9 protein-coding genes, 1 tRNA gene and 1 pseudogene are annotated in these 12991 nt (G+C 43.8%); 1 reads left to right on the top strand and 10 read right to left on the bottom strand.

Annotated elements, in window-relative coordinates; translation table 11 throughout:
- Positions 1-277: 277 nt before the first annotated feature.
- The 3 genes from trpA to ndhL all read right to left on the bottom strand — a co-directional run bounded on the left by trpA (position 278) and on the right by ndhL (position 1902).
- Positions 278-1075: a tryptophan synthase subunit alpha gene (gene trpA / locus QT984_RS18495; protein WP_333233507.1), complete on the bottom strand. Its 798-nt coding sequence runs from the start codon at positions 1073-1075 to the stop codon at positions 278-280.
- A 305-nt stretch (positions 1076-1380) separates the two neighbouring features.
- Complete coding sequence (locus QT984_RS18490; protein ID WP_333056347.1) at positions 1381-1686, bottom strand: DUF3007 family protein; 306 nt, start codon at positions 1684-1686, stop codon at positions 1381-1383.
- Positions 1687-1902: an NAD(P)H-quinone oxidoreductase subunit L gene (gene ndhL, locus QT984_RS18485; protein ID WP_193972727.1), complete on the bottom strand. Its 216-nt coding sequence runs from the start codon at positions 1900-1902 to the stop codon at positions 1687-1689.
- Between the two features lie 198 nt (positions 1903-2100).
- Here ndhL and QT984_RS18480 point away from each other — a divergent pair.
- A tRNA-Leu gene (locus QT984_RS18480) sits at positions 2101-2185 on the top strand.
- Between the two features lie 279 nt (positions 2186-2464).
- Here the strand turns inward: QT984_RS18480 and QT984_RS18475 are convergent.
- The 7 genes and pseudogenes from QT984_RS18475 to fmdA all read right to left on the bottom strand — a co-directional run bounded on the left by QT984_RS18475 (position 2465) and on the right by fmdA (position 12930).
- Positions 2465-4372: an ATP-binding protein gene (locus QT984_RS18475; RefSeq protein ID WP_333374619.1), complete on the bottom strand. Its 1908-nt coding sequence runs from the start codon at positions 4370-4372 to the stop codon at positions 2465-2467.
- A gap of 150 nt (positions 4373-4522) precedes the next feature.
- Positions 4523-5413 (bottom strand): phosphate/phosphite/phosphonate ABC transporter substrate-binding protein, encoded by an 891-nt coding sequence (gene phnD / locus QT984_RS18470; RefSeq protein WP_333056345.1) that lies wholly within the window; start codon positions 5411-5413, stop codon positions 4523-4525.
- 334 nt (positions 5414-5747) lie between these two features.
- Positions 5748-6155 (bottom strand): annotated as a pseudogene (locus QT984_RS18465) (7-cyano-7-deazaguanine synthase).
- A gap of 132 nt (positions 6156-6287) precedes the next feature.
- On the bottom strand, positions 6288-8063 hold the full coding sequence (locus QT984_RS18460) for an ATP-binding protein (RefSeq protein WP_333211437.1): 1776 nt from the start codon (positions 8061-8063) through the stop codon (positions 6288-6290).
- A gap of 241 nt (positions 8064-8304) precedes the next feature.
- Positions 8305-11028, bottom strand: a complete 2724-nt coding sequence (locus QT984_RS18455; RefSeq protein WP_333262315.1) for a DNA methyltransferase — start codon at positions 11026-11028, stop codon at positions 8305-8307.
- A 330-nt stretch (positions 11029-11358) separates the two neighbouring features.
- Complete coding sequence (locus QT984_RS18450; RefSeq protein ID WP_333211433.1) at positions 11359-11622, bottom strand: zinc ribbon domain-containing protein; 264 nt, start codon at positions 11620-11622, stop codon at positions 11359-11361.
- A gap of 132 nt (positions 11623-11754) precedes the next feature.
- Positions 11755-12930 (bottom strand): formamidase, encoded by a 1176-nt coding sequence (gene fmdA / locus QT984_RS18445; RefSeq protein WP_333211431.1) that lies wholly within the window; start codon positions 12928-12930, stop codon positions 11755-11757.
- Positions 12931-12991 lie beyond the last annotated feature (61 nt).

Raw genomic sequence — 12991 nt, 5'->3', positions numbered from 1 at the left:
AGAAGGAATGAATAATCCTCAATCTTTTACCCATTATTAAAAGTCGCAGCACAGCCCACCGGAGAAGGCAAAGTCGTTTGCATACATAGCTGTTTGGTTCTCCATGCCTCCACTATGTTGAAATGTTGTGCGTGTTCGGCTCAAAAAAAACCTTCTAGTCAGGAACTAGAAGGAATGTGGTGTATTATCTCAAGTACAACAAGGTCTTTAATCGCAATTGTGATGGCACATCCCGATCGCACACATCTGTCTAATGGCTGAAAGTATTGTACAGTTACTAAGGATTTTGAATCGCTGTTTTTAGACTTTTGCAGAATTCGCCGATCGCCTCTAAACCCTGTTCTGGAGTACCTTCTGCCAACCGTTTGACAAAAGCACTACCAACAATCGCAGCATCTGCACCCCATTCTTTCACTTGGCGAGCGTGTTCGGGTTGCGAGATACCAAACCCGACGCCGATGGGTTTGTCGGTGACGGCGCGAAGTTCTTGCAGCAACTCTTTTGCTCTCGTTTCTAAGCCTTCGCGTACTCCCGTCACCCCCGTCACGCTGACTAAGTAAATAAATCCTTGAGACTGACGAGCGATCGCTTCTATACGACTTTTGGGACTTGTCGGCGCAACTAATAATGTTAGTTCAATCCCTAATTTGTTGGCAGGTTGGATGAGACTGTCTGCTTCTTCTAAGGGCAAGTCTGGTACAACCAATCCCTGAACTCCAGCACTTTTGATTTGCTGCAAGAAGGTTTCTATACCTCGGTACAAAATCGGGTTGTAGTATGTGAAGAGAATGATGGGCGATCGCAAATTCGGACTAACTTTCGCTACCATTTCCAGCACCGAATCTAACCGCGTTCCCCGCTGTAGAGCCCTTGTAGCAGCGGCTTGAATCACCGGCCCGTCAGCTAGCGGGTCAGAATAGGGAACGCCAAGCTCGATCGCATCTGCACCATTGTCATCCAAAATTTGCAGTGCTTTAGCCGTTGTCTCCAAGTCTGGGTCGCCAGCAGTAATAAAAGGAATCAATGCACATTGGTGGTTCTTGCGTAACTTTTCAAAACAATTAGAAATAGTCATTAGTTATTAGTCATCAGTCATTGGTTGTTGGCAGTTGGTTGTTGGCAGTTGGTTGTTGGCAGTTGGTTGTTGGCAGTTGGCAGTTGGTTGTTGGCAGTTGGTATTAGCTAATAACAACTAATATCATGTCCGAGCGATTAACCATAATAGCCCGGTCGGGGCGGGTTTTTGAGATTGTCAATTATGGGCGGTATTGTTTGTGAACCCGCCCCTACAAAAATCGCGATCGCTCGACCGGACATGATATAACAACTAACCACTGACAACTAACAACTAACCACTGACAATTGACAACTAACCACTGACTAACTATCTTTTTCCTGCTCAATTTCGGCTTGAAGTTTGGCTAATTCTTCAGGAGTGAGTGCATCCAGTTGCTTCTGCAAGACAGCTTCTTTGTAGTCTTGCAATTGCTGGCTGTAGGTCATATTTTGAGTCAGTGCTCGAAATAAATAAGTCACCAGCCAGCCAATCAAGCCAGCAACCAAAAACAACTGACTCCAAATCCCGGCATTCATACTGTCGAGTCCGGCAAATTGCAGTAGCAAGTAGACAAACCCACCTGCTACAAAAAAGCCGACACTGATTCCAATTACGTCAATACGTCGCATTTAGGCTTCTATCTGCCGCCGTTTGGGCCGAAAATTCAAAAATGGAGCTAGGAGAAACATACCTGGGAAGAAGAAGAACATCAAGAAGTACATGAAGCCGCGCTCAAAAGAGGTAGCGACGTACCAGCGGCTGTTCAGGTAAGCGTAGGTGGCCGCGGGTACTACCAGGAGGTAGGCTCCTGCCAAGACGGCGTAAAGCAGTAAGGTAATATACATAGATTTGCTTTAGGGGAATAATAACACCGGTAAGTCAGTTGACACGCTCCGTTAGCTGGTTAACTATTGTACCGCTTGCGGAGATCCAGCGCGACTTTTGGGAATTTTTTGATTAGGGGTTGCGTAAATCGGGGTTTTGCCTGTAGAATAAAAGGCTGTTGCTGTTAATCGCTCAAAACCACAGCAGCTTGACCAAAGGGGGGCGTGGCGGAATGGTAGACGCTACGGACTTAAAATCCGTTGACCCGAAACGGTCGTGTGGGTTCAAGTCCCTCCGCCCCCATCCATTTCAATCGTTAGTGATTCAACGGTTTCAGATTTCTTGTCACCAAGAGTTCTGTTTTCCGCTCAATTTTCGCGCTAATGGTTTTTTACTAAGTCCAAAAGCGCCTCTATATCTGCCCAGTTCGCCCCGACTTTTTACGTCGGGCTGTCAACTGGTTGAGCAAATCGGCTGGTTTGGGAAATTGGGCGGCTGTCGGAGCTGAGTTTAAATAGTCGAATAACAAATTATGTGCCGTCGTTAACACATTAATGTCCTCAAAATAGACAATATCTAGCTTCAAGTTTGAGATGAGGCGGGGAGTGCGATCGCAAACTCTGCTCCCCCTCCCAAAGATGAAATTACCTCTATTTTTCCCCGATGTTTTTCCACAATTTGGTAGCAAATTGCGAGTCCGATACCAGTGCCTTTTCCTGGTTCTTTAGTTGTAAAAAATGGGTCAAATAGCTTGTTTTGGATTGCGGATGGAATGCCAGGGCCGTTATCGCAAATTCGCACCAGAATTTGGCTACTGTCCAACTTTTGCGTCTGAATTAAAATCTGAGGAATTTTCTCTTTTTTAGAGTCATGGGATGATTGTTCTAGTGCATCTATCGCATTTGCTATAATATTCATAAATACTTGATTTAGCTGCGCTGGATAACACTCTACTTCTGGCAAGTCTCCATAGTTTTTGACAACTTCAATTCCCTGCTTGAGCCGACTGTTCAAAATCAACAGTGTATTGTCAATGCCTTCATGAATATCAACTAATTTCATTTGAGATTCATCTAAGCGAGAGAAATTTCGCAAAGACAAAACTATTTGCCGGATGCGTTCTGAACCTATTTTCATAGATTCAAGAAGTTTTAGTAAATCTTCTGTGATAAATTCTAGTTCTATTTCTGCGATTTCTTCTGCGATCGCCTCTGTGGGTTGCGGGTATTCCTGCTGATATAGACGAAGTAAATGCAGCAAGTTTATAATATACTCGTTGGCATATTCTAGGTTGCCGTGAATAAAGTTAATAGGGTTGTTGATTTCATGGGCTACCCCTGCCACCATCTGCCCTAAACTCGACATTTTTTCGGTTTGGATTAACTGGGTTTGGGTGTGTTTTAGTTGGTGAAGCGCTGCTGTAAGCTCTTCTGTTCTTTCTTCTACTCGCTCTTCCAAAGTTTGGCGAGCCAGCTCTAATTCATGGGTGTATTCTGCTACCCATTGAACTAATTGATTGATGGATTTTGCTAAGGTTCCCACTTCATCTTCTGTGGTGACAGGCGCTTGCAAATCAAAGTTTGCTTGTTGAGTAATAGTTTTAGCCACGCTGGTTACAGCTTGGATAGGGATGGCGATCGCGCGACTGGTACAAATGGCTAGAAAAGTAGCGATCACAACTGAAACTAACATACTCACTACGATGATTTGCACTCGCAATTTCTCAGCTCTCTTAAAATTAACAGAAGCTTGTCTCTGCTGTGCCTTAGCTACTTCTGTCATCAAGCTTAAACTCTCTGACAGTCGCTCAAACTTAACATCGAGCTTAACAGCTCTATCCCCTCTGATTAAATCCAATACTTGCTGCTGCGCCTGTTTAACGTCCTCTAGTTTTAGTGAGGAGGGAGCTATTTCTTGCCAAAAAGATTTGAGCAATTTAGAATACGAATCTGTCGCAGTTGTGTAACCGTCTAATAATTCCTTTAATTCAGCATAATTTACTGCTAATTCTTCCGAGTATTCTTCACTAAAAGTGTCTATTTCTGCAATATTTTTTTTAACTGCCTTAACATCTTTCGAGAACTTAGCAGTTTCATATTCAAACCAGATTGAATCTCCCAAGATAGATATTAGTCGTTTGGGATGTGACTGGACTACCTGCACGGAATATTCTAAATCCCTGAGCAAATCTTGTTGATCGTCGGCGAAGGTTAAAGCTTTGAAAGCTTGCTTTTGGTAATAGTCTCCACAGATCATTCCCCCTGTGGTTCCTAGTACGGCTATTCCAATTGCTAGGGAGTAGCCATAATTAATTTTTTGGGCAATGCTCAAACGAGAAATGAAACGGTTAATTGCAATGAAGGGAGTTTTTTTGAGATAATTTTTAATTTCGCGAGATCCTTCACTGACAGGGACATTATTTTTACCTCTATTTAGGATAAGGTTTTTGAACCTCACAGCCCTATTCTCTCCCTGTTCAAACTTTTGCATACTGGCAACCTGAGCTAAATTTTAACAACTTTATCAATTAGTAAATGCACGTAAATAAACTTTCTGATTCCTAGTACCAAATCTTCTCTATAGTTTATGGATTAAGGGCTAACGCCCTACTACAAAGTCGGCATTAGATAAAACTTAACCTTACAAAACATTCCCCTGACCAATAGCTTTATAAACTTCACGAATCATGTTATAATCACTGTCGTTTGCTGGGACCAGTTTAGCTCCTTGATACTTATCATTATCTTTCCCAACTAAAATTGCTTCAATTAGCTTATCTTGATTTTCGACCAGGCGATCGCGAATTTCTTCAACAAGAGTATTAGGCAGATTACTACTAGCAACAAACAAATCATTAGGTAAGGGTTGCCCTGTGGCAATAATCCGAAAATCCTTGGTTGATAAACTGTCTGTTTTGAGTAAATCTTTGTATCTATTCACACCAATTGCTAAGGCATCAACTTGGTCTTTTTTGAGAGCCTGCAAACCCTTGATTCCCAACATTGAGATTTTGAAGTCGGATTGGGGATTTAAGCCAGCATCCAGGAGAATTTTAATCGGGCTTAGATGACCACCAGTTGCACCTATTTCCCACATAGCTATTGTTTTACCTTTCAATTGTGCTGCGGACTTAATTTCGCTATTGGCACGAACAAGAATAATTGAGTGATAGTCGGGGCGGGTGATGGCAATGATGGGAACAGCATTTGTCCGGGCCCGCATAATCACATATTCAGATGGCCCTGTTAGAGCTAGTTTTAGCTGACCAGACTGGAGAGCTACTGCTGCTTCTATATAGTTATCGACAGGGAACAATTCAATTTTTTTCTCCAAAACTTCCCCAAGAACACTGCGAAAGGTTTGATAATTTTGCTGCAAATCTTCTGCACCATGAACATCAGTCACAGCAAATTCAAGGGTTTCAGGTTCACTTACGGCCAAACTGGAAGAAGTGCGATTAGATTGATTTACTGTTGTAGAACAGCTTGCTACAAACAATAGGGATAACCCAACAAAATGCCGCCGCTTCATAATTTTTAGGAGTTTGAGTGGCAGTTGAAAATTGCATAACTATTATAAGCTATTTGGAAGAAACTTTCATTAAAATAGATTATCCGTTGGTTAAGCTTCAGTCAAGTGTTGTGGCAAAATTATTAAGAAAATTTTTATCGAGGGGTTTTATGGTTGCGAGTATCAGGCTGCGGATCTTGTAAACTTAACTCATGAAACGCTGCCAGCTTTAACTCAGGAGCGCTAATTAAATAACTTACAATTTTAATTGTTATTGTGGGATGGGCGTCCCGCCCATCATGAGTGGACGGGCGGGACGCCCATCCCACTTTCAAGAGTGGAAGTTATTTAATTCTCATTCCTCACAGGAATTGCCAACGCCGTCAGCAACTTTACCGCCGCCGTAACAAAACCAAGTTTTTTTGCAAGGCACTCCCCCATTATTGCCTAATTTAATGATTGCTGTCTTTTTTAGCTCAATCAGAGGTATTAAGATAGAGAGTGCATCGCCTTCTCTCTCCTATTATGCCCCGATCCGAAATACTTCTTGCATGGCTTGAATATAATGGGGGCGACAGTGCCGATAGCCGGAATAATCTAAAGCGTTGACACTAATGTAAACGCGATCGGCGTTGAGAGTTTCGGCCCCGGAGATGCCAAAACTTAGAAAAATTGTATTGCGATCGATAACGTAGGTGATGGGCAGGCTTTCGGAGATTGGATCGAGGGTGCGATCGCGCTTAAGCGTCTGGCTATCCTGCAACCGCTTTGAAGGGAGCGATCGCCTCAACGGATCTCTGATGGTGTACAATCCCGTATCACCAGCACGCCTCAAGAGGACTTTGATTGTCTAATTTTTGCACGTCCAAACAAAAACGAAGTCGCCCCGCGAATATTACACAGCAACTGGCAAAGTAATCACAAATTCCGTACCTTGTCCTATTTGAGAATTCACCTCTATTTTGCCTTGATGCTTGGCAAGGATTTGATAGGAAATAGCCAATCCTAATCCAGTACCTTTGCCGATCGACTTTGTAGTAAAAAATGGGTCAAAAATCTGTTGGACACAGGCTGCTGCAATTCCCGGCCCGTTATCCCGAATCTTGACGGTGACAGTATTGTCGGCTGTAATTTCCGTGCTCACCCAAATCGTTGGCGAATAGCCTTTGTCTTCCTTTTTCACCTCCTCCAGCGCATCTATTGCATTGCTAATAATATTCATAAATACTTGATTCAGTTGCGCGGGATAGCACTCAACCGCAGGCAAATTGCCGTATTGTTTAATAACTTGAATACCTTGTTTGATCCGATGATTGAGAATTACGAGGGTGCTATCAATTCCTTCGTGAATGTCGGCTGATTTCATTTTTCCGTCGTCCGATCGCGAAAAATTCCGCATGGATACGACAATTTCGCGAATGCGATCGGCTCCCATTTTCATCGAAGAGAGGGTTTTTGGCAAATCTTCTCTGAGAAATTCGAGTTCAATGTCTTCGATGCGCTCTAGAATGGCATCTGGTGGGTTGGGATAGTATTCTTGATAGAGAGTTACCAAACCTGCCAAATCTTCGATGTATTGGTTGGCATAGTCAATGTTGCCCCCGATGAAGTTGACAGGATTGTTAATTTCGTGGGCTATCCCTGCCACCATTTGACCGAGAGACGACATTTTTTCGGTTTGAATTAATTGGGATTGAGTTTCTTTGAGTTCTTTTGTATACTCACTAACTCGCTGAATCAATTGATTGAAAGAGACAGCTAAAACTCCTATTTCGTCGTCGGTTGTGACTGGTACTTGCAGGTTAAAATTCGATTCGCGAGCAACTTGCTGAGCGACATTAGTGACTGTTTCGAGGGGTTGGGCGATCGCGCGGCTGGTTTTGTCCGCTAGCGCCGCGGCGATGAGTGCTGAAATTAGCATACTTCCGAGAATAATTCGGTTTCGCAAATTTTCAGATTCTTCTAATGCTTGGGTTCCTTCCTGTTTGTGAATTTCTACTTGAGAAATTAGCTCAGTTAAACGTTGAGCGAGGTTATCTAGTACGATCGCCTCTTGGCCGCTGCTAGTCCTCAACATTTGTAGCTGTGCGGACTCGATGCTGTTGGGGGGCAAATTCCAAACTTCCGCTTCTTTTAACTGCAATTTAATTAGCTGACCGTAGTAATCAATGACGAGGGCAGATTTCTTCAATATAGCGTGCAATGCTGCCTCTTCTGTTGCTAGTCTCTTGGGATGTTCTCGTGCGAAAGATTCAAGTTCTGAAATCAGGATTTTGGCCTGATTGATTTGCCCGACAAAGCGATCGTGTTCGTATTGCAGCCACACGGCGTTTCCCAAAACGACTGGCAATCTCGCCGCGTGCGATCGGGCTTCAAATACGGTATTTTGCAAATTTTGCAGCAGTTGCTGCTGCTGCCCAGCAACATTTACCTGAACTAAAGCTTGCTGGTGAAAGTAGTCTCCCAATCTCAGTCCCGCACCAGTTCCCAAAATCGCTATGCCGATAGCTAAAGCATAGCCATAGCTGATTTTTTGACCGATCCGCAAATAGTTGAATCGTCCTTTTAGCCAACTTATATTAATGTTTGAATGGTGTAACAAGGTTTTTTTAGCAGAGTGTTCTTGCTCTACTTTGCTATCTTGGGGCTGAGTGTGGGTAAATAATAACATTGAAAGCTCCTCCCAAAACAATCAGGAGTAATTGAGCGAATAAATGCAGAAGGCACTTATGCTGAAAGCAGAAAGCTGTTTTGAGTGTTTAATTTTTAAATTTTAAATTTTTAACTCAAAAATCACAACTCAAGACTCAAGGCTTCCCCTAGTATCTCTCTTTTTCGACTAGAGTGTTTGTGATCTATATCAACAATCTATGTGATTATACGCAAATTTACAAAAGTTATGATAAGAGCGATTAGTATTTGTAGTCAGTTGGAACACAAGCCCCAACTACCGGCTCTCCCCGTTTTTCTTTTTCTGCCAGTTCTAGGTTGAATTCCAGCACTTTTGCTAAAATATCGTCGCTGTCAGTAAATCCATAAGCTGCATTACATTCGCGATCGAGCGCTTCATGAAGTTTATAAAGTTGACTTGTGGGTTCTTCAAAAAACTTATTGTAAACTTGAGTAATTCCCCACTGCTTTGCGGACATTTGTTGAGTGCGGTATTGATGCAATTCGACCGCCGTTGCCCGAATTTGCTCTACTGATTTACGAGTCGGTGTCTGGGGAAATGGGAAAGTTTCAAAGCAGGTATTGTGGGTGTATGCGATATCTCCTTTGAGAGTTGATTTTTGAGCGTGCATCCAAATTCGGTGAATGTTAGATGAGAGAATGCCGAGAATATAAAAGTCTTCTGAGGCAACAACTACTGATTTGTCTCCCGGCAGCCAACTAACGGGGGCGGGAATGAAGACAGCCCACTTTGAGACTCTCGGTACAGTGAAGTAGTCAGATAAGGGGGCGATCGCCTTTCTCATTCCTTGATTAGTACGCTTAAATCTCCACCACTTTTCTCGCAGAATAGCTTCGCGGTTTTGCTCGCGTTCAGGTTTAACATGAATCCTAATATGCTCTAGTGGTAGTTCGTAATTGCTAGCTTCTTCAATACTCATATCATTAAAATCAATAATCCAGCGTTCCGGCGTACAATTAGGATTTTTTGCGAGATTTGCCCCCATTGAAAAAAGTTTAAGAACCTCTTGATTTTTCGCATCAGCTTTAATCCAATCATTAACCTGCTGTTGAGTAACAATAAACCCCATTCCCACTGGAATTACACCTTGAAAGCATTTGTTTGAGTTCGCTGACAACCGGGCAGCTTGAGAAACATCAATCGTAGCTTGTAGCGAAGAGTTAATACTTGAAACCGCGAGATTATCTAAATAGTAAACTTTCGGCTTTTCCTTGCTCCAGTTAATCAAACTAACATGAACCTTAGCTTCCCCAGACCAAGGCTGAGTAGAAACGGCTGCATAAATGTAACCGCCATTTTGCGCGACATAATCTAAAGCAGCAGCACGACTTTTACCTTGACTAATTGAATTAGTAGCAACTAAACCAGCCCTGCCATTTAGTTCTAAATTATTGTGAGCAATGCGAAACCAATAAGCACAAAAATCAACCGAATCTTTCACATCAGGAAAGCGTTTAAACACGCGGTCAATATATTCATCTCCCAGGGCAATTCTCATGTGCTTTCCGCCTAAAAACGGAGGATTCCCGATAATCGCGTCAGCCTTTACCCAATCAGTAAATAAAGCATCAGCACAGACAATATTTTTATCCAAAGTATCCAAAGGCAGAGAAGGTTCTTTCAATCCCAAATTGTCGATCGCCACCTTGCGGCCAATCATCAACGTCACTCGCGCCAACTCCACCGCAAACGAGTTAATATCCATGCCGTAAAATTGCAGCGGCGTGACTAAATTCATATAACCTCTTGTACCGTCGAACTCGTTTAGCTTATCTAAAAGTAACTTTTCAACTTGCTTGAGTTCCTGATAAGCTACATACAGAAAATTACCCGAACCACAAGCCGGATCTAGGACGCGATAGCGACCTAATTCTTGGTGCAGATTTTGCAGTTTGGCTACGGTATTTGCAGCGTTAATTCGCTCTTCCCAGTAATAGCTAATTGTGGGCAAAACAATGCGACGAATGTCTCCCTCAGTAGTAAAGTGAATCCCGTAAGCGCGGCGCTGTTTTTTATCTGTTTTCAAAGCGGATTCAAAGATATTGCCAAAAATAGAAGGGCGTACCTGACTCCAATTTTGTTCGGCACAAACTTCTAATATTTTCAACTCTCCCTGTTGCAGTTCAATGGGGTGTATTTCCGAAAATAATCCGCCGTTGAAATACTCGACTCCTTCATAACGTCCTGCGGGCGTGACTCCCTGCTGATTCATTGCTTGAAATAAGCCGCCCAAGACATCGTAAGAACTTGCTCCTTCTAGGCAATCTTTGACGCAGCGAGTAAAGAATGCCGGCGGCAAAAGTCCTCTATCTTCGGCAAACATTGCTAAGACGCACTGCAACACAAATCGCTGGGCCTGAAACTGATTAAATTTAGCAAATTTGCGCTCTTGGCCGCGATCGATTAGCATTTCCAGTAGCATCCCCATTCTGCTAGCAGCTTTTTCGGTAATCTCGACTTGGTTGTTTTTGAATATGGGGCGGCGGCTGGTAGATTCCATGAAGGCAAAAGCGGGCGATCGCGCGGGCAATTGCTTTAGGGATATAATGTCTACAGGCTGATCCGGCTGAAGGTCGAAATCGTAAATGTGAAACTCGTCAAAATTGCACATCATCACGTAGCGCGGGCGATCGTCTTTTTTGAGGCGAATATAATAGCGTTCTGTTTGGGTGCGGTGTTCTCTTTTAGTCAAATCTTCACCGCGCTTTTTCATTTCAATCAAAACGTGCTTTTTCCACACCAAATCAGCAAATCCGAGTTGACCTTTTTTGCTGCTTTTTTCTATGCGTTCCTCATAGGTTGCGCCGGCTTCTAATGCCCCCTCGTGGCCGAAAGCCCGAAAGAAGCGGTCTAAAAATACCTGTGCTTGTCCTTTTTCATCGCCTGTAATGTGTTGTTGGCAGTAGGTGACGAATTTTTGGAGGCTTTCAGGGGTGGCTGGCATGGGAGGATAATTTAAAACGCATATTAATTAGTATAATCTGGTTAGAAGTTACGCAGCGATCGCTTAAAATTTCGATACTCCCTAGCCTTTTTTAAAGAGAGTAGAATTGATTCATACTTCCTTGGCCCGCCATGCCCGCCATGCCCGCCATGCCCGCCAGGGACTGAAGTCCCTGTCTAATAGCAAAAGTCGGTTGAAACCGACTGAAATACAGGACTTACGCACAGCAAGCAAATACTAACTTTACAGTCCTCATAGCGAGGACTTTCGCTTTGAGGCAGGGAATTCATTCCCTGCCGGACTATCGGACTGTCGGAATATCAAACTACATCAGTGACCGATCATCCAAGGCCGTCCCCCTCGGTGTTCGCGATTCCGCTGCGGTTTAGGTTCCTCAGAACGCTTAACTACCTCCGGTTCCCGATTTTCTTGACCTTTCAACCGCAGCTTTCCAGTTAGAATCATCGGCGGCGAAAAGATGCGTTTAGCAACAGTTTCGCAACTCGGACAAAGCACCGGTGTATCTGCTTCTGCAAGAGGGCGCCACTTATCAAAAGTGCCGCAAGTTTCACACTTAAAATCGTAGAGAGGCATATCAATTTTTGATTGCTGATACTAACAGGACTTAGGCAAAGAAACCGGGTTTCTCTGCAAAATCGTTGGTTGATAACTAGAGATTTACGAAGAAACCCGGTTTCTGACCTCGACGTGCGTCCAGGACTGTAATTAAGACGGCAGAATATCCATCTGGAAAATTTCTGTCGGTAAAGCAATCGTGCAGCAAGCATTAGGAATATCCACAATGCCGCTGATGCGACCCTCAACCGGAGCACAGCTTAACAGTAAATACGCTTGTTCTCCGGTAAAACCAAACTTTTTCAAATATTCGATCGCATTCAAACAAGCTCGGCGATAAGCAACGTGGGCATCCATATAATACTGCTGACCCGTAAATTCATCAACAGAAATCCCTTCAAAAACGAGGTACTCAGAATAGCGGGGTTCCACCGGCCCGGGTTTGAAAATCGGGTTGACCATCGCGTATTTATCCATGCCACCTTTGATAATATCAACGTGGAGGTCGATGTAACCCGACATTTCAATTGCCCCGCAGAATGAAATTTCCCCGTCTCCTTGAGAAAAGTGAATATCTCCCATCGAAAGTTTCGCGCCTTCGACATAAACCGGGAAATAAATCCTCGAACCCCGCGACAGGTTTTTAATATCGCAATTGCCGCCGTGTTCGCGGGGAGGAACAGTGCGCGCCGCTTCTGCCGCCACTCGCTCGAATTCTGCCCCTTGCAGCGACCCCAAAACAGCATTTTTGGGGTTCGGCAGTGCTGCTAAAGGCGGCACTCTATCGGGATTTGTGGCTACTAATTCCGCTTCCCGTTTGTTCCATTTATTCAACAATTCCTGAGAAGGAGCGCAGCCGATTAAACCCGGATGAGTAATCCCAGCAAACCTGACTTTTGGTATGTGTCGGGAAGCGGTATAAATTCCCTGAAAATCCCAAATTGCTTTAGCAGCAGTCGGAAAATGTTCGGTCAAGAAACCGCCGCCGTTTTCTTTAGCAAAAATTCCCGTAAAACCCCATTCGTCCCCTTGCAAAGCCCCGATATCGAGGATATCGACTACTAAAATATCCCCGGGCTGCGCGCCGTTAACGTAAATTGGCCCGCTCAAAACGTGAACTACTGTTAAGTCTACATCGCGAATGTCGTCGGGATTGTCGTCATTTTTAATTTGTCCGTCTGTCCAGTCTTTGCACTCGATGCGAAATACATCGCCGGGATTGACGGAAACTACTGCTGGAATATCTGGATGCCAGCGATTGTGACCGACTAATTCCTGTTCGGACATCGGTTTGGTCAAATCAACTTTGAAGAGAACTTGAGGCATATTCTGCACTCCTCTAGTTACTGATTTTTACATGGTACGCGCATCTTCGCCGATCTGATGG

Source organism: Microcoleus sp. Z1_B2, from assembly GCF_036700325.1.
Lineage (GTDB): Bacteria > Cyanobacteriota > Cyanobacteriia > Cyanobacteriales > Microcoleaceae > Microcoleus.
The sequence above is the reverse complement of the archived record's forward strand: the minus strand, read 5'-3'. Positions and strand labels throughout refer to the sequence as shown.